This window comes from Pseudomonas sp. S36 (assembly GCF_016647875.1).
Lineage (GTDB): Bacteria > Pseudomonadota > Gammaproteobacteria > Pseudomonadales > Pseudomonadaceae > Aquipseudomonas > Aquipseudomonas parafulva.
Window position 1 is genome coordinate 35,452 of record NZ_JACVVG010000008.1, and the last position, 25,059, is coordinate 60,510.

The window sequence follows — 25,059 nt, forward strand, 5'->3', positions numbered from 1 at the left end:
ATTCATGAAAGCGTCGGCACCATCTGCCACATTTGCTGTCACACCTGTGCAAAAACACAGCATAAGCCTTTGTCACAGAAGGCAATGCGTGCTCAAATTGCAGCTATTGGAAAGTCGCCCCCGGTCAGACCCCTTATGGCTAAGCGCCATGGCGGCTGGCGGGCAGTAATGTTAAAAGTAGTGATCCGTTGGCCCAGGCCTGGCCGGTCACTACTGGACGCGCACCACGCGCAGGAATAGACGCGTTTTGAAGAAATCCACCGCAACCCCAGCTCCCTTGCCTGTGCCCCTGTGGCGGCAGCAGCTGCACTATCGCCTGAAGGAAGGCGCGTTGATCGCTGTCGGCGCCCTGTGCCTGTACCTGTGGATGGCGCTGCTCACCTACGACACCTCGGACCCGGCTTTCAGCCACACGGCCACGGTCGACCAGGTGCAGAATGCCGCCGGGCGTGCCGGGGCGTACTTCGCCGACATCCTGTTCATGGTGCTCGGCTATTTCGCCTACATCTTCCCGCTGCTGCTGGCGCTCAAGACCTGGCAGATCTTCCGTCAGCGTCACCAGCCCTGGGACTGGAGCGGCTGGCTGTTCTCCTGGCGGCTGATCGGCCTGGTGTTCCTGGTGCTGTCGGGCGCGGCCCTGGCGCACATTCATTTCCACCCCCCGGCCAGCATGCCGTTCTCGGCTGGCGGGGCGTTGGGCGAAAGCCTCGGCGAGCTGGCCCGCAACTTCTTGAACGTGCAGGGCAGCACCCTGATGTTCATCGCTCTGTTCCTGTTCGGCCTGACCGTATTTACAGACCTGTCGTGGTTCAAGGTGATGGACCTTACCGGCAAGATCACCCTCGACCTGCTGGAACTGGTGCAAGGCGCCGCGTCGCGCTGGTGGGAGGCGCGCAACGAGCGCAAGCGCCTGGAGGCGCAGCTGCGCGACGATGAACCGGTGGTGCCTGCGGCCAAGGCCGCGCCCGTTACGCCGGAAAAACGCGAACCGGCCAAAACACCGCTGCGCGAGCGCCTGTTCAAGCGCGAAGAAGCCCCTGCCCAGGCGGCAGAGCCGCGCGAGCCTACCCTGGGGCGTGAACCTGTATTGGCCCGCGAACCGGTGGCGGAGCGCGAGCCCGTGGTACCGCGCCCGCAGGCAGCCATGCCAACGATCGTGCCGCCTTCCGCCGCCAAGGCGCCCGAGCCCAGCAAGCGGGTGATGAAAGAGAAGCAGGCGCCACTGTTCATCGACAGCGCCGTGGAGGGCACCTTGCCGTCCATTTCCATCCTGGACCCGGCCGAACAGAAAAAGATCGAGTATTCGCCTGAATCGTTGGCGGGCGTAGGTCAGTTGCTGGAGATCAAACTCAAGGAGTTCGGCGTCGAAGTGACGGTGGATTCCATCCATCCGGGCCCCGTGATCACCCGCTATGAAATCCAGCCTGCGGCCGGTGTGAAGGTCAGCCGTATCGCCAACCTCGCCAAGGACCTGGCGCGCTCGCTGGCCGTGACCAGCGTGCGCGTAGTGGAAGTGATCCCGGGCAAGACCACCGTCGGTATCGAGATCCCCAATGAAAACCGGCAGATGGTGCGCTTCTCCGAGGTGCTGGCCACGCCGCAGTACGATGACCAGAAGTCCCCGGTAACGCTGGCGCTGGGCCATGACATCGGTGGCAAACCGGTGATCACCGACCTCGCCAAGATGCCCCACCTGCTGGTTGCCGGTACAACCGGCTCCGGTAAGTCGGTGGGTGTGAACGCCATGATTCTGTCGATCCTGTTCAAGTCCAGCCCGGAAGACGCGCGGCTGATCATGATCGACCCGAAAATGCTCGAGCTGTCCATCTACGAAGGCATCCCGCACCTGCTGTGCCCGGTGGTCACCGACATGAAGGACGCCGCCAATGCGCTGCGCTGGAGCGTGGCCGAGATGGAGCGCCGCTACAAGCTGATGGCGGCCATGGGCGTGCGTAACCTGGCGGGCTTCAACCGCAAGGTGAAGGACGCCCAGGAAGCGGGTGAAATCATTCACGACCCGCTGTACCGACGCGAAAGCATGGAGGACGAGCCGCCAGCACTGAAAACCCTGCCCACCATCGTAGTGGTGGTGGATGAGTTTGCCGACATGATGATGATCGTCGGCAAGAAGGTTGAAGAGCTGATCGCCCGTATCGCGCAAAAGGCACGTGCGGCGGGTATCCACCTGATTCTCGCTACCCAGCGCCCGTCCGTGGACGTGATCACCGGCCTGATCAAGGCCAACATCCCGACCCGCATGGCCTTCCAGGTATCGAGCAAGATCGACTCGCGTACCATCATCGACCAGGGCGGTGCCGAGCAGTTGCTGGGCCATGGTGACATGCTGTACATGCCGCCCGGTACCAGCCTGCCTATCCGCGTACACGGCGCGTTCGTGTCCGACGATGAAGTGCACCGCGTGGTGGAAGCGTGGAAGCAGCGCGGCGCCCCGGACTACAACGACGACATCCTCAACGGTGTCGAGGAAGCCGGTAGCGGTTTCGAAGGTGGTGGCGGCGGTGGTGATGGCGACGATTCCGAAAGCGACGCCTTGTACGATGAAGCCGTACAGTTCGTGCTCGAGAGCCGCCGTGCGTCCATCTCGGCCGTGCAGCGCAAGCTCAAGATCGGCTACAACCGCGCTGCCCGCATGATCGAAGCCATGGAGATGGCCGGTGTGGTCACCCCCATGAACAGCAACGGCTCGCGCGAAGTGATTGCCCCAGGCGGCCCGCGCGACTGATGATCACCCTGCCGGTCGCCAATCATGGCGGCCGGCCTATTAACGCTCAATGAGGATTCCCATGCGCGCAATTCGCATGCTGTTGGTTTCTGCCCTTGCCCTGGGCCCTGTTGCAGCCTTTGCCGGCGAGCAAGACGTACAACGCCTGACCCAGTTGCTGGAGAAGTCGCAAACCATCGAGGCCAATTTCTCCCAGCTGACCCTGGATGCCGGTGGCACCAGCCTGCAGGAAACGTCTGGCAAGATGACCGTGAAACGGCCAGGCCTGTTCTACTGGCACACCGATGCGCCCCAGGAGCAGGTGGTGGTGTCAGACGGCATCAACGTCACCCTGTGGGACCCTGACCTGGAACAGGCCACCATCAAGAAGCTCGACGTGCGCCTGAACCAGACCCCGGCGCTGTTGTTGTCCGGTGACGTCTCGAAGATCAGCCAGAGCTTCGACATTACGTCGAAGCAGCAGGGCGACGTAATGGACTTCACCCTCAAGCCCAAAACCAAGGACACCTTGTTCGATTCGCTGCGCGTTTCGTTCCGCAAGGGCCTGATCAACGACATGCAGCTGATCGACAGTGTCGGCCAGCGCACCAACATCCTGTTCAACGGCGTCAAGGCCAACCAGGCAGTGGCCGATAGCCGCTTCAAGTTCGACATCCCCAAAGGCGCGGATGTGATCAAGGAGTAACCAGAGCCCGTCATGGACCTGTTTCGAAGCGAACCTGTCGCCCAGCCCCTCGCGGCGCGGCTGCGCCCGTCCAACCTGGACGAGTACGTGGGCCAGGAGCACCTGCTGGCCCGCGGCAAGCCGCTGCGTGAGGCGCTGGAGCAGGGCGCACTGCATTCGATGATTTTCTGGGGGCCGCCTGGGGTGGGCAAGACCACCCTGGCGCGGCTGTTGGCCCAGTTCTGCGATGCGCATTTCGAAACCGTGTCGGCGGTACTGGCCGGGGTGAAGGAGATCCGCCAGGCGGTGGAGGTGGCCAAGCAGCAGGCCGGGCAATACGGCCGGCGCACCATCCTGTTCGTCGATGAAGTTCACCGCTTCAACAAGTCGCAGCAGGACGCCTTTCTGCCGTTTGTGGAAGACGGCACCCTGCTGTTCATCGGCGCGACCACCGAAAACCCATCGTTCGAACTTAACAACGCCTTGCTTTCACGGGCACGGGTGTACGTGCTCAAGAGCCTGGACGAAGCGGCCCTGCGCAAGCTGGTGAACCGTGCACTGACCGAAGAACGTGGGCTGGGCAAGCGCCACCTGCATGTTGGCGATGAGGCGTTCAAGATGCTGATGGCCGCCGCCGACGGCGATGGCCGGCGCATGCTCAACTTTCTGGAAAACGCCGCCGACCTGGCCGAGGACGGCAGCGAAATCAATGTAGAACTGCTGCAGAGCCTGCTGGGCGACAGCCGCCGCCGGTTCGACAAGGGTGGCGAAGCGTTCTACGACCAGATTTCGGCGCTGCACAAGTCGGTGCGTGGCTCTGATCCGAATGCGGCCCTGTACTGGTTCGCGCGCATGCTCGATGGTGGCTGCGACCCGCTGTATATCGCCCGTCGTGTGGTGCGCATGGCCAGCGAAGACATCGGCAACGCCGACCCCCGTGCGCTCAGCCTGTGCCTGGCGGCCTGGGATGTGCAGGAGCGCCTGGGTAGCCCGGAAGGCGAGCTCGCCGTGGCCCAGGCCATCACCTACATCGCGTGCGCCCCCAAGAGCAATGCCGTTTACGTAGGCTTCAAGACAGCCCTGCGCGAAGCTGCCGAGCATGGCTCGCTGGAAGTGCCGCTGCACCTGCGCAACGCCCCGACCAAGCTGATGAAGCAGTTGGGCTACGGCGACGAGTACCGTTACGCCCACGACGAGCCGGATGCCTACGCAGCAGGTGAAGACTACTTCCCCGATGCACTTGAGCCGCGCCCCTATTACCAGCCTGTACCTCGGGGCCTTGAATTGAAGATCGGTGAAAAGCTGCGGCACCTGGCCGACCTGGACCGCAACAGCCCACGCCAGCGGAGAAAACCATGATTGCGTTGATCGCTGCGGTGACGGCGGGTGGCATCGCCGGCACCCTGCTACGCTTTGCCACCGGCAATTGGGTGGTCGCCCACTGGCCACGGCACTTCTATCTGGGTACGCTGGCCGTGAACCTGGTCGGCTGCCTGCTCATCGGTCTTTTGTACGGGCTGTTCTTGCACAAACCCATGGTGCCGGTGGAGCTGCGTGCCGGCCTGATCGTGGGTTTTCTGGGCGGCCTGACCACCTTTTCTTCCTTTTCGCTGGATACCGTACGCTTGCTGGAAAGCGGGCAGGTACCCCTGGCATTGGGCTATACCGGTATCAGTGTGGTGGGCGGCCTGCTCGCGACCTGGGCCGGGTTGTGCCTTACCCGTTTCTGAACCAACACCTACCTATAACGAGAGAACGATATGCTCGATTCCAAACTGTTACGCGGCCAACTTCAGGAAGTGGCAGAACGCCTGGCCTCCCGTGGCTTCAGCCTGGATGTCGCGCGCATCGAATCACTGGAAGAACGCCGCAAGGCGGTGCAGACCCGCACTGAGCAGCTGCAGGCCGAGCGTAACGCCCGCTCCAAGTCCATCGGCCAAGCCAAGGCCAAGGGCGAGGACATTGCACCGCTGATGGCCGACGTCGAGCGCATGGCCAACGAACTGGCTGCTGGCAAGGCCGAGCTGGACGGTATTCAGGCTGAGCTGGACGGCATTCTGTTGACCCTCCCTAACCTGCCGGACGCCAGCGTACCGGTGGGCGCCAGTGAAGACGACAACGTCGAAGTGCGCCGCTGGGGCACGCCGACAGCCTTCGATTTCGAGATCAAGGACCACGTTGCCCTGGGTGAAGTGAGCGGCGGCCTGGACTTCGAGGCGGCTGCCAAGCTGTCTGGCGCCCGCTTTGCCGTGCTGCGTGGCCCCATCGCCCGCCTGCACCGTGCGCTGGCGCAGTTCATGATCAACCTGCACACCGGTGAACATGGCTACGAAGAGCACTACACCCCTTACCTGGTGCAGGCCCCTGCGTTGCAAGGCACCGGCCAGTTGCCGAAGTTCGAGGAAGACCTGTTCAAGATCACCCGTGAGGGTGAGGCTGACTTCTACCTGATCCCGACCGCTGAAGTGTCGCTGACCAACCTGGTGGCCGGGGAAATCCTCGATGCCAAGCAATTGCCGCTCAAGCTGGTCGCACACACGCCGTGTTTCCGCAGTGAGGCCGGTGCGTCTGGCCGCGACACCCGCGGCATGATCCGTCAGCACCAGTTCGACAAAGTCGAGATGGTGCAGGTGGTAGAGCCAGCCAAGTCGATGGAAGCCCTGGAAGGCCTCACCGCCAACGCCGAACGTGTGCTGCAGTTGCTGGAACTGCCTTACCGCGTACTGGCCCTGTGCACCGGTGACATGGGCTTTGGCGCGGTGAAAACCTACGACCTGGAAGTGTGGGTGCCCAGCCAGGACAAATACCGTGAAATCAGCTCGTGCTCCAACTGTGGCGACTTCCAGGCGCGCCGCATGCAGGCGCGCTGGCGCAACCCGGAAACCGGCAAGCCTGAGCTGGTGCACACCCTCAACGGGTCCGGCCTGGCTGTTGGCCGTACTTTGGTGGCTGTGCTGGAAAACTACCAGCAGGCCGATGGTTCGATCCGCGTGCCGGATGTGCTGAAGCCGTACATGGGCGGCGTCGAGGTCATTCGCTAAATGGATTACCTGCCGCTGTTTCACAAGCTGCAGGGCGCCCTGGTGCTGGTCGTCGGCGGTGGCGAAATTGCCTTGCGCAAGGCGCGCCTGCTGGCCGATGCCGGCGCCGCGCTGCGCGTAGTCGCACCGGACGTGGACGGCCAGCTGGCCGCCATGGCCCGGGAAGGCGGCGGTGAAGTGCGGGTGCGTGGTTACCAGGCAGCCGACCTTGCCGAATGCCGCCTGGTGATCGCTGCCACCGACGACCCTGGCCTCAATGCCCAGGTGTCGGCGGATGCGCAGGCGTTGAGCCTGCCGGTCAACGTGGTGGACGCGCCGGCCTTGTGCACGGTGATTTTCCCCGCCATCGTCGACCGCTCGCCGTTGGTGATCGCCGTGTCCAGCGGTGGCGATGCGCCGGTGCTGGCGCGTCTGATCCGCGCGAAGCTGGAGGCCTGGATACCTGCCGCCTATGGCGAGCTGGCCGGTTTGGCAGCGCGCTTCCGGCACAGGGTCAAATCCCTGTACCCGGACGTCAACCAGCGTCGCGGGTTTTGGGAAACCGTGTTCCAGGGCCCGATTGCCGAGCGCCAGTTGGCCGGGCAGGGCGCCGAGGCCGAGCGGTTGTTGCAGGCCATGGTCGACGGTGCTCCGGTTCAACAGGGCGGCGAGGTGTATCTGGTGGGGGCAGGGCCGGGCGACCCGGATCTGCTCACCTTCCGTGCCTTGCGCCTGATGCAGCAGGCGGACGTGGTGCTGTATGACCGGCTGGTGGCGCCGGCGATCATCGACATGTGCCGCCGCGACGCCGAGCGGATTTACGTGGGCAAGCGCCGCGCCGATCATGCCGTGCCCCAGGACCAAATCAACCGCCTGTTGGTGGACCTGGCCCAGCAAGGCAAACGCGTGCTGCGGCTGAAGGGGGGCGACCCGTTCATCTTTGGCCGTGGCGGTGAGGAAATCGAAGAGCTGGCCGAGCACGGCATCCCGTTCCAGGTAGTGCCGGGCATCACGGCTGCGAGCGGCTGCTCCGCCTACGGCGGCATTCCGCTCACCCACCGCGACTACGCGCAATCAGTGCGGTTCGTCACCGGTCACTTGAAGGACGGCACCAGCAACCTGCCGTGGACCGACCTGGTAGCGCCTGGTCAGACCTTGGTGTTCTACATGGGCCTGGTAGGCTTGCCGACGATTTGCGCCGAACTGATCCGTCATGGCCGTGCGGCCAGTACGCCTGCGGCGTTGGTTCAGCAGGGCACCACCCGCAACCAGCGGGTGTTCACCGGCACCCTGGCGGACCTGCCTGACCTGGTGGCCCGGCACGAGGTGCACGCGCCCACCCTGGTGATCGTCGGTGAGGTGGTGCAACTGCGGGACAAGCTGGCCTGGTTCGAAGGGGGCTCTACATAACCTGTTTTCAGCTCATGTACCTGTGGGAGCGGCTTCAGCCGAGAACACCGGCAAAGCCGGTGCCATCCGCCGCGGTGCCTGCTTCGCGGGTAAACCCGCTCTCACACGGGGTGTCGGCTACCGGGTATAGATCCCTTTACCAGGCAGCCGCGCCCGGTCGTGAGGCTGGCTGAAATCCTGCAACGGGCCTTTTGGCACGATGCCGTTCGGGTTAATGGTGGTGTGGCTCAGGTAATAGTGCTTCTGGATATGTTCCATGTTCACTGTGCCTGCCACACCCGGCCATTGATAAAGCTCGCGCAGCCAATTGGTCAGGTTGGGATAATCACACAGGCGCCGCAGGTTGCACTTGAAGTGCCCGTGGTACACCGCATCGAAGCGCACAAGCGTTGTGAACAGGCGGACATCGGCTTCGGTCAGGTACTCGCCGGCCAGGTAGCGGTTGCGGTCGAGTAGCGCTTCCAGATGGTCCAGCTCGCTGAACACGTCATCAAACGCCTCTTCATAGGCAGCTTGGGTTGTGGCGAAGCCAGCCCGGTACACACCGTTGTTTACAGCCGGGTAGATACGCTCGTTCAGCCCATCGATGGCTGTGTGCAAGTGCTCGGGGTACAGGTCCAGGGTATTGCCAGTCAGCCCGTTGAACGCCGTGTTGAAGATGCGGATGATCTCCGCCGACTCGTTGTTGACGATGCGCTTTTCCTGCTTGTCCCAAAGTACCGGTACGGTCACCCGGCCCGTGTACTTGGGGTCGTCCTCGGTATAGCGCTGGTGCAGATACTGCAAGCCGTCCAGGTGGTCGCCAGTGGAGCCCTGCTGCTGATCGAACGTCCAGCCGTGGTCTTGCATCAGCCAGCTGACCACCGAGACGTCTATCAGCGGCTCCAGGCCTTTGAGGGCGCGTACTATCAGGGTACGGTGGGCCCAGGGGCACGCCAGCGATACATACAGGTGGTAACGACCGGCCTCGGCGGCGGGCAGCTGGTTGCGGCGCTGGGCGTTCTCGCGCTTGAACGTGCCGTCCTTGCCGTTTTCATACCACTGGTCATGCCAGCGGCCATCGATCAACAGGCCCATGATGAGCTCCTTAACAAAAGCGATTTGTCGTTGGAGCCCAGTCTAGGGCATGTGGTTCGAACGAATAACCCAAAGAGTCAGGCGATATGATCGATCAAATCGATCTGTTGCGGGCGTCCCAGTACTGGCGAGCAGTGGCGAAGGCAGTGTCGCGGTCCTGGCCAAGCCCCCGCAGGGCGAGGGCCATGGTGGCGATGACCGCCTTCTCACCGTAACTGTCCTCGACGTTGCCGCGCCAGAAGGCCAGCAGATGCTCGGGCTGCAGGCTCGCCGGTTTCACGTGTCGCCGTTCGCTTAGCGCTGGCCACTCTTCGTCCCACGCCTGGCCATCAGTGGCCCCGTACAGGTGGCTGATGACATCCGGGTTTACCTCGATCTCGCCGCCATCGCCCTTGATCACCACGGCATGGTCGCCCAGCAACCGGCTGGCTTCTCGGTGCACGGCCTGGTAGCCAGGGTGGAAGATGCTCTGCAAGCCGCACTTCGCCCCCAGCGGGTTGAGTACCCGGGCCAGGGAGTGAATGGGGGAGCGCAGGCCCAAGGTGTTGCGCAGGTCGATCATGCGCTGTAACTGCGGCGCCCAGTCCTGCAAGGGGAAGAACGCCAGGTTGTCTTGGCCCAGCGTGCGCTCGACCTCATCCCAGCTGCGGCACAGTGGAATCTGCAACAGGCCGAGCAATTGCTCGGTGTACAGCCGCCCTGCGGTGTGTGCGCCGCCGCCATGCATCAGGATGCGCACGCCATTGGCCGCCAGGCACTTGGCGGCCAGCAGGTACCAAGGCAGGTGGCGCTTCTTGCCCGCGTAGGTGGGCCAGTCCAGGTCTACGGCAATGGCGGGGGCTTGCAGGTGCGCGCGCAGGGCTTCGGTGAAGCCGGCGAGCTCCTCTGCGCTTTCCTCCTTGTGCCGCAGCAGCATCAGGAAGGCACCCAGTTGGGCGTCCTCGACCTTGCCTTCCAGCAGCAGGGTCATGGCGGCGTAGGCTTCATCCCGGGTGAGGCCGCGGGCGCCGCGCTTGCCTTTGCCCAGAATGCGCACGAATTCGGCAAATGGGTGCTCAGCTGGCGTTTGCAGGGTGAGTGGGCGGGGCGGGGTGGGCTGGGTCATATGCAATTGGTCGGCTTGGGCAGGCCCGCCAGCTTGGCGGCAAGTTTGGCGGGGGTGCCATTGAACAGTCGGTTCAGGTGTGGGCTGTTGCCTTTCTCGGCGCCCAGCTTCAGCGCTGCGTACTTGATCAGCGGGCGCGTGGCCGGTGAGAGCTGGTACTCCTGGTAGAACTGGCGCAGCAGTTCGAGGATTTCCCAGTGGTCGGCGGTGAGGGCGATGCCTTCACGGGCGGCGAGCCCTTGGGCAACTTCGTGGGACCAGGCGTGCATGTCCACCAGAAAGCCGTCCTTGTCCAGTGCGATGGCCTGGCCGCCGGTATCGAGCGTGTTCATAACCAGCTGTTGACCTTGTCGTAGTGCAGTGAAAGCGCGACGAAACCTGGGTAATCGACCGCCGTTGCCAGTGTGTTCTCTATTGCCCGGGCCTGCAGGTCCTCGTCCAGGGCAAACAGGCGATCCGCCAGGTTGGCCTGTTGCAGCTGCTGATGAGGTGCAGCGCCGGGCCGCAGTGCGTAAACGGCGTCACCGCACAGCAACACTGCGTCGTCAGCCCCGAGCAGGCGTAGGCAGCTGCGCAGCCGCTCATCGCCGAAGGGGGAGTGGGCAATTACATGCAAGGTCGCCATCAGAGGGTCACCACCTGGTCGTATTGCGCGATAAGCCCTGTGAGTGCGGCGTCATCCAGCACCTGCACCGGCAGTGCCAGGTCGCCTGCTGCCAGGCCCCGGCTGGCCAGGCTGTGCCCGCAGGCAAACAGTGCGTCAACGCCGAACATCGGCAACGCCTGCAAGTTGGCCCCCAGGTTTTTTTGCTGTAATGCGGCAGGCTGCTGGCCCTTGGCAAGCTGGAACACGCCATCGTCCAGAAACACCATGCCCAGGGGCAGGTCGAAAGCACCGCCCGCCAGTGCGATATCCAGTGCTTCGCGGGCCGATGGGCCATTCCATGGGGCCTGGCGGCTGATGATCAACAACGATTTGGCCATATCAATCGCCTCCAAAACACACGAGCCGGTCAGCCAACTGCGCCGCTTCGTGCAACTGGCCAAGGCCGGAGAGTTCCCAAGGCGCCGGCAGGTTCACGGCGGGGCGTTGGTAACGGTTGGCCTCGGCTTCATCCAGCACGCCACGGCGCAGCGCAGCAGCAATGCACACCACCGCGTCGAGCTGGTTGGCCTGGATAAACGCCCGCCATTGCCCGGCCACATCCAGTTCGTCCTGCGGCACCACGAGGTTGGCCGAGGCACTGTGCACCCCGTCCTGATAGAAGAACAGCCGGGCAATCTCATGCCCGCCAGCCAGCACCGCCTCGGCGTAACGCAGGGCGCGCCGGGAGGAGGGCGCATGGGCCGGGGAGAACACCGCGATAGCGAATTTCATGGCTAACTCATGCAAAGGAATGCCGCCATGATAATGCAAAAAAGCCTGCGCTCGCTTGCCGCAGGCTTTTGCCGGTGCTTGGCGGGTCAGGCCTGTTCCTTGCCTTCTGGCAGGAACCAGTTCAGCACCAGTGCACAGATGCCGCCGGTGGCCACGCCAGATTCCAGCACATTGCGAATGGCCGCCGGCATGTGCGCCAGGAACTCCGGCACCTGCGCCACACCCAGGCCCAGCGCCAGGGAAACGGCGATGATCAGCAGCGCTCGCCGGTCCAGCCGGGTGCTGGCCAGAATATTGATGCCAGAGGCCGCAACCGCACCGAACATGACCATGGCGGCGCCGCCCAGCACCGGCTCCGGCACTGCCTGAATCACCCCGGCCACGCTCGGGAACAGCCCCAGCAGTATCAGCATCACGGCAATCCACACGCCGATATGCCGGCTGGCGATGCCGGTCAGCTGTATCACCCCGTTGTTCTGCGCAAAAATCGAGCTGGGGAAGGTGTTGAACACGCCGGCCAGCAATGAGTTGGCACCGTTCACCAGCACACCACCCTTGATGCGCTGCATCCACACGGGCCCTTCTACCGGCTGCCGGGACACCTTGCTGGTAGCCGTCACGTCACCAATGGCCTCCAGCGAGGTGACCAGGTAGATCACCAGCATCGGGATGAACAAGGCCCAGGAGAAGCCCAGGCCGAAGTGCAGGGGCGTCGGTACCTGGAACAGCGCCGCTTCATGCATGCCGGTAAAGTCCAGCCGGCCCAGGTAGCCGGCCAGTGCATAGCCCGCTGCCAAGGCGATGACGATGGCGCAACTGCGCAGCCACACCACCGGGATGCGGTTGAGCACCACGATGATCGCCAGCACCACACCCGACAACAGCAGGTTTTCGCCATTGGCGAAGGTGCCATTGGCCATGGCGCCAAAGCCGCCGCCCATGCTGATCAGGCCGACCTTGATCAAAGTGAGGCCAATCATCAGTACGACGATGCCGGTGACCAGGGGCGTGATCAGCCGTTTGACGAACGGCAGAATGCGCGAAACACCCATCTCTACAAACGAGCCGGCAATCACCACGCCAAAGATCGCGGCCATGACCCCTTCAACCGGTGTGCCTTGCTTAACCATCAGCGCACCCCCGGCAATCAGCGGGCCGACGAAGTTGAAGCTGGTACCTTGCACGATCAGCAACCCAGCCCCAAACGGACCAAAGCGTTTGCACTGCACGAAGGTGGCGATACCTGAAATGACCAATGACATGGACACGATCAGGTTGGTGTCCCGCGCCGATACCCCCAGTGCCTGGCAGATCAGCAAACCCGGGGTAACGATAGGCACAATGATCGCCAACAAGTGTTGCAGCGCCGCCAACAGGCTGATGGCCAGCCGTGGCTTGTCCTCAAGGCCCAATACCAGTTCATTATCAGGCGCCACGGCGCCTGGGCTGTGTTCATTCGAGCTCATTGCGCAAGCTGCCCCGGAAGAAAAAGGAGCGCATTCTACGGGCTGGATCGCATCAGTGGTAGCGCCAAGCCAGCTATACGCGCAATCGGCGACGTTTTGTTCATTTAGCTGACTTTATAGTCAGAATAATGATTGGAACTGGTTCAGGCCTGACACGTGCGACAGGCACAAAAAAGCCCGCCGAAGCGGGCTTTCGAGCATGGCAATGGATCAGTCGCTGCGACCCATGATGCCGAACAGCTGCAGCAGGCTGACAAACAGGTTGTAGATAGAAACGTACAAGCTGATGGTGGCCATGATGTAGTTGCGCTCACCACCGTGAATGATCGCGCTGGTTTGGAACAGGATGCAGACCGACGAGAATAGCACGAAGCCCGCGCTGATAGCCAGTTGCAGGCCGCTGATCTGGAAGAAGAAGCTCGCCACCACGGCACCCAGCAGCACGAAGAAGCCTGCGGTGATGAAGCCGCTGAGGAAGCTCATGTCTTTGCGGGTAATCAGCACATAAGCCGACAGGCCACCGAACACCAGTGCAGTCATGGCAAATGCCGAGCTGACGACTTCAGCGCCACCGCTCATGCCCAGGTAACGGTTGAGGATCGGGCCGAGGATGAAGCCCATGAAGCCGGTGAGGGCAAAGGTGGACACCAGACCCCAGACCGAATCACGCAGTTTGGCAGTGAGGAAGAACAGCCCGTAGAAGCCGATGAGCACGACGAACACGTTCGGGTAGCCGAAGTGCATTTGCTGGGAGATGAAGGCCATGAGGCCGCTGAAAGCGAGGGTGAGCGCCAGCAGGCTGTAAGTGTTGCGCAGGACCTTGCTGATCTCCTGCTGCTCGACCTGCTGGCCGTGATGGACGGCGTAATCCTGTTCGCGCATGGCGAGACTCCTAGGTGGACCTGTGGTTTGGAACGTTCAGATGGTAGGAGTCTACCAGAGCTCCTGCAACCCGCGACACAGAGAGTTTGACAGCTTGTTTCATTACGGTATGATGGCGCCCGCAAAACAAGCTGGAAGCGTGGCCGAGTGGTTTAAGGCAACGGTCTTGAAAACCGTCGATGGGCAACTATCCTAGAGTTCGAATCTCTACGCTTCCGCCATATTCAAAGCCCTGATTATTCGGGGCTTTTTGCGTTTTTGGGCCGCGCAGAACTGCCTATTGCAATGTCATCCCACTGATCTGACTTGTCACCACTGACAACACCCAGTTACTGTCGACCCTCACCCCGACGTCAGTCGGGCGCGAGCTCCCCAGCCCCATCAAACAGGAGGTTCGACATGGGCACTTCATCCAAACCATTCTACCTGGCAGCAGCACCGCTGCTCGCCACCGGCGCCGCTTTCGCTGCGGTAGGTGCCTCCGGCCAACCTGCGTTCGGCTACACCGCTATCGGCCTGCTGATCCCCGGCCTCCTGTTGCTCGTAACCGGTTACCGTCGCCGAGCGTGACAGGTTCGGCGTTGCATTCAGTACCCCCACCGCATTCCCCGTTGCTCACCGCACATGGCGGCGAGCAAGGGCCGCTGATCACACCTTGAACTTGCCCACCATCCCATTCAGCTCGACCGCCAGCCGCGACAGCTCCTGCGCCGCCGCACTGGTCTGATTCGCCCCGGCTGACGTCTGCATGGCCAGGTCCCTGATGTTCACCAGGTTCCTGTCCACCTCACGCGCCACTTGGGCCTGCTCTTCCGAAGCGCTGGCGATCACCAGGTTGCGCTGGTTGATGGACGAAATGGCCTCGGCAATGATGTCCAGGGCCTGGCCAGCGGACTGGGCTACTTCCAGGGTGCCGGTCGCTCGGCCCTTGCTGGCATGCATGGCGCTCACAGCCGATTCGGTGCCGGTCTGGATGCCGGTGATCATGCCTTCTATCTCTGCGGTGGATTGCTGCGTCCTGTGGGCCAGGGCGCGCACTTCGTCTGCTACCACGGCAAAGCCCCGGCCTGCTTCGCCGGCGCGGGCGGCTTCGATGGCGGCGTTCAAGGCCAGCAGGTTGGTCTGGCCGGCGATGGAGCCGATCACGTCCAGCACGCGGCTGATTTCGTTGGCGCTGCTGGCCAGGTGTTCGATTTCCTGCGAAGTGGTGGTCACATCGCCTACCAGGTGGCCGATGGACTGCAACGCCTCATTGACGCGCTGTTGGCCGTCCCGGGTACTCTGGTCTGCGCCTTTGGAGGCATCGGCGGTATTGACAGCGTTGCTGGCCACTTCCTCGACCGCTGCGGTCATCTGGTTCACGGCGGTGGCGGCCTGGTCGATTTCGGCGCTTTGCTGATGCAGGCCGCGGCTGGTGTCTTCGGTGACGGTGAACAGCTCTTCCGAAGCGGACGCTAGCTGGTCCGAGGCGGCAGCGATGCTGGCGATCGTTTCGCGCAGGCTGTCCTTCATTTTTGAAAGCGACAGCAGCAACAGCGCGGGTTCGTCGCGGCCTTTCACCTGAATGTCCTGGTTGAGTTCCCCGGCGGCTACCCGCTCGGCCACATTTACTGCTTCTGCCAGTGGCAGCACGATGCTGCGGGTCAGCAAGATGGCCAGCACGATCATCAGGCTGACGATGATCACGATGGTCACGGCGATAATAGCGAATGACTGTTCGTAGGCTTCACTGCTGGCCTCTGAGGCGTGTGTTGCCCCGTTGGCATTATAGTGAGTGAGTTGAATCAACGCTTTCATCATGGCGTCGGCATAATCGGCCAGCGACCCATTCACCAAGCGTTTGGCTTCTTCCAGATCATTATTACGAACGGCTTCACGGATAGCATTCTGCAAGCCGTGATAGGTTGTGCTTGCAGCGGAGAAAGTGTCAAACAGCGAACGGTCAGTGGGTTCCGTTATCGACTTTTCATAGTCGCTTAGTTGGGTTTCATATTGTTTGTTGATGGTCTCGATCTTATCGAGTGTTTCAGTTCTGGCCGTGGGGCTGTCTTCCAGCACACTGCGCAGCGTCAGGGCGCGGGCGCGGCCCAGGTTCATGCTCATTTCATCCAGGAGCATGACGGCTGGAAGCCACGAAGTGCGTACCTCGTCGGTGGCGCTGTCCATCGTGTGCATGCGGTTCAGGGAGGTGAGGCCGAGTATTAAAACCAGGAGGGCGAGGGCGGCGAAAATAGCAGTGGCGCGGATGCCGATTTTGAGGTTTCTTAAATACATGTGAAGCTCCTTGATGTTGCAATACTTGCTAATCTAAGCAAGGCGGTACGGGCTCGAGGGCAGACGGTTGTGAACTCCGTTCTTGCTCAGGCTGTCGGTCAAGGGGCTGTTAAACTTTATGGTTAAAGGGAAATATTTTTCTGTAACAAAAGCGATAACGCTTTCGTTTTAATTATTTTGGGGTGAGGAAGATGGCGTGCAGAAGTTTGCGATAGGGCAGGTTAGAGGGACGTGTTAGCCGTTGAAGGTTTCCCAGCCGCACGGCATGCTGGGCCAAGAGGCGGGTCAAGATTGGGGGAGGGTCATCCAGTGTTCGCCGTAATAGGTTCTGCGCCTGTGAGACCGAGCGCCGCCCGCGCGGCGCTCGATCTCCCAGGCGCTGCAAACCTAACGATGTACACCCCCCCCAGCCCCACCGCCCTCCAGCCTAAATCACCCGGAACCCATGCGTCCCGTCCCGCTCAAGCTGCGCCACCAGCCCAAACTCCCAATCAAGGTAGCCCTGCATCGCCTCCCGGGGGTTATCCGTGCCCTCATAAGGGCGGCGATACCGATCACTACGGGCCACGGCCAGCCGGGCTTCCCCCGTTTCCAGCGACTTCCCGGCCGCGATCCAGGCAGCAGTACCGCCCGTGAGCACATGCACCGGTGCACGGGTCAGCGCTCGCAGGTCCTGGGCGGCGAAGCGTGCCAGCAGGCTGCTGCCGCAGGTCAGCACGTAGCGTTGGGCCGCCGGGGTGCGTTCGAGCACTTCGGGCAGTTGCGCACGGATCGCCCACCAGGCGCCAGGGATGTGGCGTTTGACGTAGTTGGCGCTGGTGGTGAAGTCCAGCACCACGGTGCCGTCTTCATCCAGCCACTGGGCCAATTGCCGAACATCGATTTCATCGGCGGTGGGCACGGCCGGCAGCGGTGGCTGCCAGTCGCCCTGGGCACTGAAGTGCTGCTGGCCCAGGCCGTCCAGTACGGCGACCTCCCAGCCCATTTGCGCCAGCCACGAGGCGCTCATGTTGGCGCGCACGCCGTCGTCGTCCACCAGCACGATGCGGGCACCCCGCACGCTGGCGACATGGTCGGTTTCCTGCACCAGTTGGCCGCCCGGCACCGAACGGCTGCCAGGCAAGTGGCCGGCGCTGTACTCCTCGGGTGTACGCACATCGAACAGGTAGGTGGTGCGGGCAGGCTCACCTTGCCAGCGTGCCAGCCCGTCAAGACCAAGCCGCTGTACACCGGCGCGGTCAGCCACCGCTCTGGCCTGGCGTGCGGCATGGGCGCGGGTGCCTTCGCTCACCTGGGCAAAACGTTGCGCTTGGCCGTGGGCCAGGGCCTGACCTGCCAGGGTCCAGCCGATGGTGCCGTTGCGCAGGGCCGCTATCGGGTTGGGGATGCCTGCGTTGACCAGGGACTGGGTGCCGATGATGCTGCGCGTGCGGCCGGCACAGTTGACGATCACCTGGGTGGAAGGGTCTGGCGCCAGTTCTGCCACGCGCAATACCAGTTCGGCACCCGGTACGCTGATGCCGCCTGGGATGCTCATGGTCTGGTACTCGTCGAAGCGACGCGCATCCAGCACCACCACGTTGGCGTTTTGCAACAGCAGTTGCTGCACCTGCTCAGCGGGTAACGAGGGTGTATGGCGCACGCTCTCGACCAGCTCGCCAAACGCCTTACTGGGTACGTTCACGTCGCGGAACAGCTCGCCGCCTGCTGCCCGCCAGCCGGCCAGGCCACTTGCAAGCGTGGCCACGTCGCGGTAACCGAGGTCCAGCAAGCGCCGGGCAGCCTGTTCGGCCAAGCCCTCGCCGTTGTCATACACGGTAATGGCGGTATCGCGCCGTGGGATGCGGGCCAGCACCTCCAGTTCCAGTTTCGACAACGGGATGTTGGCGGCAAACAGTGGGTGCGCCTGGGCGAACGGGTCTTCTTCGCGCACGTCCAGCAGGGCCAGTTCCTGCCGGGCCAGCAAGGCCCGGCGAATGTCAGCGTATTGGCGGGTGGTGACGGCGCTCATGGGGCAAGGTTCTCTTTGGACAGGTCCCAGATATTGGGCAGGTGAAGGTTGGAGTAACCGGAAATGAACGGCTTTTCGGTACCGTCCTCGCTGTACACGGCACGTCGGACGGCGCCGATGTTGGCCCCGTAGACATGGATACTGACGGACACCTGGTCGGTGTAGGCATTGCTGACCTGATGGATGTCCCCCACCTGGGGCGATACTGCCTCCACCTGCCCGGGCAACAGGCGTATGGCGAGGCCATCAGGGCGCAGCCCGCCTGCCGGGTCGCGAACGAAACCTTGCGAGTCCTCGGCACCGCGCAGCATGCCTATCAGGCCCCACACACGGTGATCGTGCACCGGCGTACGCTGGCCCGGGCCCCACACAAAGCTCACCACAGAGAAGCGCTGGCGTGAATCGCAGTGCAGCAGGTATTGCTGGTAGCGCTGCGGGTCAGGCCTGGCGAGGTCGTCTGGCAGCCAGTCGTCGTGGCTGACAAGGTCAGCCAGCAGGGGCTGGGCATGCCGCAGCAGGGTGGCTTCATTCGGTTGCCGGTCCAACAGCCCGGCCAGGCTGTCGATGAAGTGGCGCAGGCGTTCCGTGCGCAAGGGGTGGCTCATGACAGGGGCTCTTCGGCATAAGGTTGGGTAAACCCTAGCAAACGGTCTATCTATAATCAAAATGCAAAATATTCATAAGCTAATATGCAAATAATGCATTTACAGATGGCCTTGCATGCTTTCAAATCCCCCCACAATGCCCTGTTCGATCAAGCGTGGCGCTGCCACCTGGCTTGATCACTCACCCTGACGAGACCGCGCGCGCGGATCGCCCTACAGGCCCCGATGGGCCCTGGAGACGTACGTGCGTTATTTCAAGCGATTGGCCGCCACCCTGTTGGCGTCTTCCCTGAGCGTTGCCGCTGCTGCCCAGACATTGGTAGTAGGCGATCAGAGCTACAACGCCCGCGCGGTGATGGAGGCCGCAGGCGTGCTCGACGACCTGCCCTATACCCTGGAGTGGAAGCAGTTCACGGCGGGCTCCCCGGTCGCCGAAGCCCTTAACGTGGGCAGCCTGGATGTCGGCCTGCTGGGCGATGCGCCGCCGCTGTTCCTGGGGGCCCTGGGTGCGCCGATCAAGGTGATCGCGGTCAGCCGGCAGAACCTCGAAGGGGTGGCCATACTGGCGCGCAAGGACTCGGTCATACACAGCCTGCAGGACCTGCGCGGCAAGCGCGCGGCCATCTGGAAAGGCTCATGGAGCCAGCAATTGCTGTTCAGCGCCCTGGACAAAGCGGGCGTACCGCGTGATGCGCTGGAACTGCGTTACCTCAGTGCGCTGGATGCCTCCCATGCCCTGGATGGCGGCTCCGTAGACGTGATCGCCACCTGGGAGCCCTACGTCACCCAGCAGGAGCGCCATGGCGCACGGGTACTGGCCACAGCCGAAGGGATCATCCCGGCGCAGAGCTTCGTGGTCGCCAACAGCAAGGCGATCGAGCACAAGCGCCCACAGATCGCCGACTTCCTGCAGCGCCTGAAAAAAGCCCGTGACTGGGCCCTCGGCAACCCGGCCAACACCGAGGCCTATGCCGATGACTGGGCCAAGCGCACCCGTGCCGACGCAGACATTGCCCGCGCCTGGTTCGCCCGCGCACGTACCGACCTGGCCCCGCTCGACCCGCAGGTGATCGCAGACGCACAGACCACCGTGGGCTTCTTCGCCGGGCTCGGCCTGATCAAGGCCTACCCCGCAGCAACCCTGTTCGACACCTCGTTCACGGCGGCGATCGCCCAGCCCCAGGCCAGCAACCAATGAACCGGTCATCACCCCTTGCAAGGATTCCCATGAGCAAACGACAGATCAAGCTTGGCGCCCTGACCATGGGCTGCGGTGGCCCCGGCCGGCACAACCTGTGGCTGGACCCGGCGCTGCCCGCCGACGCCAGCGTCAACATCGATTGGTACATCGAAATAGCCCGGCAAGCCGAGGCCGCGCTGTTCGACCTGGTCTTCATCGTCGACAGCCAGTACATCACCCCCGGCTCGCCCTCGCACTACCTCAACCGCCTGGAGCCCCTGACACTGCTCTCGGCCCTGGCGGTAAGCACCCGCCATATCGGCCTGGTAGGCACGTTGACCACCTCATACAACGCGCCGTACAACGTCGCCCGCCGGCTGGCTTCGCTGGACCTGATCAGCAAAGGGCGCGCCGGCTGGAACGTGGTCACCAGTGGTGATGCCGGTACGGCTGGAAACTATGGCCTGGATGAGCATTACGACTACGACACCCGCTATGCGCGCGCCCAGGAGCATGTACAGGTGGTGCAGGGGTTGTGGCAGTCGTACGAGGAAGGCGCGTTCCCCCGCGACCGTGCCAGCGGGCGGTTTCTCGACCCCTCGAAGCTGCACGCCTTGAATCATCAGGGGGCGCACTTTTCGGTGGTCGGCCCCCTCAACATCCAGCGCTCGCCCCAAGGGCAACCGGTGATCTTCCAGGCAGGGGACTCGGAACAGGGGCGTGACCTGGGGGCTGCCACCGCCGATGTGGTGTTTACCCATGCTGCCAGCATTGAACAGGGCCAGGCGTTCTACCGTGACATCAAGGGTCGCGCGGCACGCCTGGGGCGCGACCCGGACCAATTACTGGTGCTGCCGGGCGCAGAAATCTACGTGGGTGACAGCGATGAGCACGCCCGTGAGATCGAGCGCCATTACCACCAGGCCGACCACAGTTTCGACCTGGCCTTGAAAGAGTTTGGCCGTAACTTCGGTTGGCATGATTTCACCCAGTACGACCTCGACGCTCCCTTCCCCCAGCAAAGTCTGGAGCATGCGCGCAGCAGTTTCTTCACCAATGCCAAGCGCATCGCCGACCAGGCACGGGACAAGGGGTTCACCCTGCGCCAGGCCATCGAGTTCGGGCGCCAGTTGCGCCCCGGGGCATTTGTGGGCTCGGCCCAGACCGTGGCGGCGAAGATGGCGCACTGGTTCGAAGCGCGAGCCCTGGACGGTTTCAATATCTACATTGGCCACCCGGAGCAGTTCCGCCGCTTCACCGAAGAGGTCGTGCCGCTGTTGCAGGAGCGGGGCGTCTACCGCACTGCTTATGAGGGCACGACGCTGCGCGAAAGCCTTGGGCTGAGCATTCCGCGTTTCAGCCGCTAGTGCACTGAAGGCCGCAATGCGGCCTTCAACCATTCCAGCCCCTGCCTTAGAAATCGTAGGCCAGCTTGGTGTACCAGTAGCCGCCGCCGGGATGGAAGGGGGGGTTGCCATAGGCGGCCTGGTTGCCGTTGGGGTTGTAGACCCCATTCTTGTCAGGCCGCACGTTGAAGATGTTGGTGCCGCCCAGGCTCAGGGTAAGGCTGTCGAACAGCAGATAGGACAGGTCCAGGTCGGTGATCCATTTGGCGCCGAAGCTGCGGTCCTGCGCTGCGTTCTGCTGCCAGGTCTCTACCTTGCCGTAGCGGGTGGTCTGCAAGGTGCCGGTGAAGTTGCCCAGCAGCCATTGTCCCCCCAGTACCCACTTGGTTTTCGGCGAGGCCGCCACCAGGTCGCCCTCACGGCCATGCCCGACTACCTGAATGCCCGCATCCGCCAGCGCTTGTGGCGTGCCACGGGTACCGCGCACGGTGGTCTTGTTCCAGTTGAAGCCCAGGGTCCAGCGAACATCGCCCAAGGCACCGAACTCGCTGGTGTGGTCGGCCACCAGGTCCAGCCCGCGGGTACGGGTGTCGAACGCGTTGGTGTAGTAGTTGATCCAGGTGGTGCGGGCCAGGCCGAGTGATGCAAGGATGTCGCCCACTGCGCCTCCACCGCCGGCGCGGTCGTAGAGGTTTTCGGTAAGCAGAATGCGGTCATCGATGTCGATCAGGTAGGTATCCAGGGTCACGCTGGTGCGGCGTGCCGGCTGCCAGGTAATGCCCAGGCCTGCGTTGCGCGACTTTTCCGGGTCCAGGGTGCCACCGCCGAAGGCCTGCGCTGCGGCGCTGCCCGGGGCTACGGTGCGCCGCAGCGCGGGCACCACATTGCCATCGGCATCCAGCGCGGTGCGGTTGTCGCTGACGGTGTAGCCAGACTGGGTCAGAGAAGGGGCCCGAAAGCCGCTACCCAATGTGCCGCGCACGGCCAGCGTGTCGGTGAGGGCGTAGCGTGAATTGAGCTTGAAGCTGGCCGTGTTACCCGACTCGTCGTCATAGTGCTCGAACCGCGCTGCCGTACCCAGGTACCAGCGCGGTGACAGGTCGAACCCCAGGTCGAGGTAGGCGGCGTAGTTGTTGCGTTTGACGTCCGCTTCATCTTCCGGGCGAATGGTCAGCGCCGCCTGGGCACCCACTGCGGTCTGGCCCCTGGCCAGTGCATACAGCGGGTTTGGCCTGCCATCGGCCAGCGTTGCCGGGTAGGTGTAGGGCCCCACGCTGTAGGCCAGCGGGTCGCCTGCGAACGTGCGGAAACGCTCCCAGCGATGTTCCAGGCCAGCCGATACGCGGGTGGGTACGGCCAGCCCGAACACACTGTCGAACGCGCGGGTGATGTCGAGGTTGTTGACCCACTGGTCGAATTGCAGGGTGGCCAGGTCGTCGAAGGACGTGGGCGAGGCGGGGCCGTAAGTGGGGTTGATGGTGAGGTCGCTGGACTGCTGGTTCTTGTTGCGCCCGTAGCTGGTGGACAGGTCCCAGTCCCAGTTGCCGGCAGCCCCTTTTGCCCCGAGCAGCCACTGGTAGTCGGTGTCCTTGATATTGTTGAGCGGGTAGTAGCCGTCAGGGAACAGCTCGGGGATGGACGCATTGCTGTTGGGCAGACGGTAGTTGTTGTAGGCCTCGAGCTTGCGTTCTGCATAGGTGGCGAACGAATAGAGCTTCAGGTCATCGCTCAGCGGCAGTTCGGCGTTGTAGCCCAGGTTGAAGGCGCGTAGGTCGGGGTCGCCGTTCTTCACGGCGCGGCGGTCCCAGGTGGCCTGGCGGTCATCTTCGAAATAGGCGCGGTAACCGGGCGCAGCCTTGTCGATCCAGCTGGCGGTACCTCGCTTGCGCGCCTCGCCCGACAAGTGCAGGAAGCCACCATCACCCAACACGAAGCCTTGGTCGCCGGCCAGCTTGAGGGTTTCGCCCTGGCCACTGTACAGCTGGCCGTAACTGCTTTCGTAATGGCCGCCGCTGCTGGTGTTCTTGAGGATGATGTTGATCACCCCGGCCACGGCATCGGAGCCGTACTGGGCTGCGGCGCTGTCTTTCAGCACCTCGATGTGCGACACCGCGCTCACCGGGATCATGTCGATATCGACGGCATTGGCACCGCTGTTGTCGGTCGAGCCGCTGGCCGGTACGGCGCTGTTGTGACGCCGCTTGCCGTTGACCAGCACCAGGGTGTACGCCGGGCCCAGGCTGCGATTGCTCAAGGGCCGCACACCGGACTGAAAGCCGGCGATGTTGGTACCGAAGTTGAACGACGGCAGTAGCCTGGCGATGGCCTCCGACAGCTCGGCGCGGCCGGTGCGCAGCAGTTGCTCGCTGCTGATGACGTCGATGGGGGCGGGGCTGTCGGCCACGGTGCGCTGGTTGCCGCGCATGCCGGTTGAGATCACCGTGACGGTATCCAGGCGTGGGTCCTCGGGGGCAGGCTCGGCATTGGCCAGGGGGGCAAGCAGGCAGGCCAGCGGCAAGGCGATGAAAGGGGGTTTGGGCATCATGTCCTCGAAAAGCACGCAGGGGGGTAGGCGCCAGGCGCCTCATGGGCCTGGCGATTCAAGGTTTGCGGTGTTCAGGGGGCCGTTGTCGGCCTTTTTGCGGCGCCCGCCACCCCTACAGGAACGGCGCCGTTCCTGCAGGGCTGGGCTGGCCTACCACGGGGTTGCGCCGTTTCAGGCGCTGCGGGTGCCCAGGCTGGCTTCCCGTTGTGCCACCAGCGCACGGATGCGCGGGATCAGGTGCTGGCCATAGTCCACGGCATCGCGCAATTGCTCGAACCCGCGGAACAGGAAGGTGGTCACGCCGAGGTCGTAATAGGCCAGGGCTGCCTCGGCCACCTGCTCGGCCGTACCTACCAGCGATGTGGAGTTGCCAGCGCCGCCGCCGAGCGCGGCAATCTCGGTCCACAGGCGGGTGTCATGCACCTTGCGTTGGCTGGCCAGCTGCACCAGGCGTTCGGAGCCGATGTTGCTGCGGCCGAAGTTCTTTTCGCGGCGGTTGCCCTGGCGGATGCCGATGACGTTCTGGGCATCGGCCAGAATCTGCTCGGCACGGGCCCAGGCTTCTTCTTCGGTGGCCCCCAGGATCGGCCGCAACGACAGGCTGAAGCGGATGTGGTTTTCCCGGCCGTAGCGGGCCGCCGCCTTGCGTACCTGGGCAATGCGCTCGCGCACCTGCTCCAGCGGTTCGCCCCACATCATGTACACGTCGGCATGTTTGGCGGCCACTTCCACGGCCGCGTCCGACGCGCCGGAAAAGTACACGGGCAACTGGCCAACCGGTTTCACCAGCGTGAGGTTGTCCTCCACCCGGTAATGGGTACCGGTGTGGTCGAACGGTTGCTGTTGGGTCCAGGTGTTGCGCAGCACGTCCAGGTACTCGTCAGTGCGGGCATAGCGGGCATCCTTGTCGAGGAAGTCGCCATCGCGCTGCAGGTCACCACTGTCGCCACCGGTAATGACGTTGATAGCGGCTCGGCCGCGGCTGAGCTGGTCCAAGGTAGCGAACTGGCGCGCGGCGAAAGTTGGCGCCTGAAAACCTGGGCGGTGCGCAACCAGCAGGCCGATGCGCTCGGTGACGGCTGCCACGTAGCTGGCCAGGATCAGGGAGTCGGGCGCGCTGGTGCTCACCGCCAGCAGCGCCTTGTCAAAGCCTGCGTACTCTTGGGCTTGGGCGAAGGCCTTGATGAACGCCAGGTCCACCACCGGGCCACGGGGTGCCTGGGATTCGCTGCTTTCCTGTGGGCCGATCAGGCCGATGAATTCGAGGCTCATGCAAAGTGCTCCTGCGTTACGGTTGGGAGACTCATGCGTGCTCCACTGCAGCACATGAGGTGAGTGCTCGGTGTGGCGGCC

21 protein-coding genes, 1 tRNA gene and 2 pseudogenes are annotated in these 25,059 nt (G+C 63.3%); 10 read left to right on the forward strand and 14 right to left on the reverse strand.

Annotated elements, in window-relative coordinates:
• Window positions 1-199: 199 nt before the first annotated feature.
• The 6 genes from IAE36_RS06500 (at window position 200) to cysG (ending at window position 7,837) form a co-directional block, all read left to right on the forward strand.
• On the forward strand, window positions 200-2,743 hold the full coding sequence (locus tag IAE36_RS06500) for a DNA translocase FtsK (protein ID WP_442967443.1): 2,544 nt from the start codon (window positions 200-202) through the stop codon (window positions 2,741-2,743).
• Between the two features lie 61 nt (window positions 2,744-2,804).
• Complete coding sequence (gene lolA, locus IAE36_RS06505) at window positions 2,805-3,428, forward strand: outer membrane lipoprotein chaperone LolA (RefSeq protein WP_028632346.1); 624 nt, start codon at window positions 2,805-2,807, stop codon at window positions 3,426-3,428.
• A gap of 12 nt (window positions 3,429-3,440) precedes the next feature.
• Window positions 3,441-4,766 (forward strand): replication-associated recombination protein A, encoded by a 1,326-nt coding sequence (locus IAE36_RS06510; protein WP_028632347.1) that lies wholly within the window; start codon window positions 3,441-3,443, stop codon window positions 4,764-4,766.
• Window positions 4,763-5,137: a fluoride efflux transporter CrcB gene (gene crcB, locus IAE36_RS06515; protein WP_028632348.1), complete on the forward strand. Its 375-nt coding sequence runs from the start codon at window positions 4,763-4,765 to the stop codon at window positions 5,135-5,137. Before IAE36_RS06510 ends, crcB begins: the two co-directional genes overlap by 4 nt.
• A gap of 30 nt (window positions 5,138-5,167) precedes the next feature.
• Entirely contained in the window at window positions 5,168-6,448 is a 1,281-nt protein-coding gene (gene serS, locus IAE36_RS06520; RefSeq protein ID WP_060482943.1) for a serine--tRNA ligase, read from the forward strand.
• On the forward strand, window positions 6,449-7,837 hold the full coding sequence (cysG, locus tag IAE36_RS06525; protein ID WP_201211262.1) for a siroheme synthase CysG: 1,389 nt from the start codon (window positions 6,449-6,451) through the stop codon (window positions 7,835-7,837).
• Window positions 7,838-7,954: 117 nt separating this feature from the next.
• Here the strand turns inward: cysG and IAE36_RS06530 are convergent, their stop codons facing one another.
• The 8 genes from IAE36_RS06530 to IAE36_RS06565 form a co-directional block, all read right to left on the reverse strand.
• Entirely contained in the window at window positions 7,955-8,914 is a 960-nt protein-coding gene (locus tag IAE36_RS06530) for a glutathione S-transferase family protein (protein WP_201211265.1), read from the reverse strand.
• A 94-nt stretch (window positions 8,915-9,008) separates the two neighbouring features.
• The gene (locus IAE36_RS06535) at window positions 9,009-10,019 is read right to left on the reverse strand and encodes a glycosyl transferase family protein (RefSeq protein WP_201211267.1); all 1,011 of its coding nucleotides are present in this window, start codon (window positions 10,017-10,019) and stop codon (window positions 9,009-9,011) included.
• On the reverse strand, window positions 10,016-10,351 hold the full coding sequence (locus IAE36_RS06540; RefSeq protein WP_201211269.1) for a TusE/DsrC/DsvC family sulfur relay protein: 336 nt from the start codon (window positions 10,349-10,351) through the stop codon (window positions 10,016-10,018). The genes IAE36_RS06535 and IAE36_RS06540 overlap by 4 nt, the downstream gene beginning before the upstream one ends.
• A complete protein-coding gene (gene tusB, locus IAE36_RS06545; RefSeq protein ID WP_201164506.1) occupies window positions 10,348-10,644 on the reverse strand; it encodes a sulfurtransferase complex subunit TusB in 297 nt (98 codons plus the stop codon). The genes IAE36_RS06540 and tusB overlap by 4 nt, the downstream gene beginning before the upstream one ends.
• Window positions 10,644-11,003: a sulfurtransferase complex subunit TusC gene (tusC, locus tag IAE36_RS06550; RefSeq protein ID WP_201211272.1), complete on the reverse strand. Its 360-nt coding sequence runs from the start codon at window positions 11,001-11,003 to the stop codon at window positions 10,644-10,646. The genes tusB and tusC overlap by 1 nt, the downstream gene beginning before the upstream one ends.
• 1 nt (window position 11,004) lies before the next feature.
• Window positions 11,005-11,397 carry a sulfurtransferase complex subunit TusD gene (gene tusD, locus IAE36_RS06555; protein WP_028633597.1) on the reverse strand — a complete coding sequence of 131 codons (393 nt, stop codon included), beginning with the start codon at window positions 11,395-11,397 and terminating at the stop codon, window positions 11,005-11,007.
• Window positions 11,398-11,483: 86 nt separating this feature from the next.
• A complete protein-coding gene (locus IAE36_RS06560; protein ID WP_201211274.1) occupies window positions 11,484-12,863 on the reverse strand; it encodes a nucleobase:cation symporter-2 family protein in 1,380 nt (459 codons plus the stop codon).
• Window positions 12,864-13,073: 210 nt separating this feature from the next.
• A complete protein-coding gene (locus tag IAE36_RS06565; RefSeq protein ID WP_028633595.1) occupies window positions 13,074-13,745 on the reverse strand; it encodes a Bax inhibitor-1/YccA family protein in 672 nt (223 codons plus the stop codon).
• Window positions 13,746-13,878: 133 nt separating this feature from the next.
• Here IAE36_RS06565 and IAE36_RS06570 point away from each other — a divergent pair.
• Both IAE36_RS06570 and IAE36_RS06575 read left to right on the forward strand, forming a co-directional pair.
• Window positions 13,879-13,966, forward strand: a tRNA-Ser gene (locus IAE36_RS06570).
• A 178-nt stretch (window positions 13,967-14,144) separates the two neighbouring features.
• Complete coding sequence (locus IAE36_RS06575) at window positions 14,145-14,315, forward strand: hypothetical protein (protein WP_169338814.1); 171 nt, start codon at window positions 14,145-14,147, stop codon at window positions 14,313-14,315.
• A gap of 78 nt (window positions 14,316-14,393) precedes the next feature.
• Here IAE36_RS06575 and IAE36_RS24010 read toward each other — a convergent pair.
• The 4 genes and pseudogenes from IAE36_RS24010 to IAE36_RS06590 form a co-directional block, all read right to left on the reverse strand.
• Window positions 14,394-15,401, reverse strand: a pseudogene (locus tag IAE36_RS24010) (methyl-accepting chemotaxis protein); the annotation flags it as partial.
• A gap of 78 nt (window positions 15,402-15,479) precedes the next feature.
• Window positions 15,480-16,019 (reverse strand): annotated as a pseudogene (locus IAE36_RS24015) (MCP four helix bundle domain-containing protein); the annotation flags it as partial.
• A gap of 427 nt (window positions 16,020-16,446) precedes the next feature.
• Window positions 16,447-18,030, reverse strand: coding sequence for a rhodanese-related sulfurtransferase (locus tag IAE36_RS06585; RefSeq protein WP_201211277.1), 1,584 nt, complete (start codon window positions 18,028-18,030; stop codon window positions 16,447-16,449).
• Window positions 18,027-18,635, reverse strand: a complete 609-nt coding sequence (locus tag IAE36_RS06590; RefSeq protein ID WP_201211279.1) for a cysteine dioxygenase — start codon at window positions 18,633-18,635, stop codon at window positions 18,027-18,029. Before IAE36_RS06590 ends, IAE36_RS06585 begins: the two co-directional genes overlap by 4 nt.
• Window positions 18,636-18,879: 244 nt before the next feature.
• On the opposite strand from IAE36_RS06590, the gene IAE36_RS06595 reads away from it, so the two are divergent.
• On the forward strand, window positions 18,880-19,833 hold the full coding sequence (locus tag IAE36_RS06595) for an ABC transporter substrate-binding protein (RefSeq protein ID WP_201211281.1): 954 nt from the start codon (window positions 18,880-18,882) through the stop codon (window positions 19,831-19,833).
• A gap of 29 nt (window positions 19,834-19,862) precedes the next feature.
• Entirely contained in the window at window positions 19,863-21,182 is a 1,320-nt protein-coding gene (locus tag IAE36_RS06600) for an LLM class flavin-dependent oxidoreductase (protein WP_201211283.1), read from the forward strand.
• Between the two features lie 46 nt (window positions 21,183-21,228).
• On the opposite strand, the gene IAE36_RS06605 is transcribed toward IAE36_RS06600, so the two are convergent.
• On the reverse strand, window positions 21,229-23,703 hold the full coding sequence (locus IAE36_RS06605; protein ID WP_201211286.1) for a TonB-dependent receptor plug domain-containing protein: 2,475 nt from the start codon (window positions 23,701-23,703) through the stop codon (window positions 21,229-21,231).
• 174 nt (window positions 23,704-23,877) lie between these two features.
• The gene (locus IAE36_RS06610; RefSeq protein ID WP_060482651.1) at window positions 23,878-24,978 is read right to left on the reverse strand and encodes an LLM class flavin-dependent oxidoreductase; all 1,101 of its coding nucleotides are present in this window, start codon (window positions 24,976-24,978) and stop codon (window positions 23,878-23,880) included.
• Window positions 24,979-25,059: the final 81 nt, after the last annotated feature.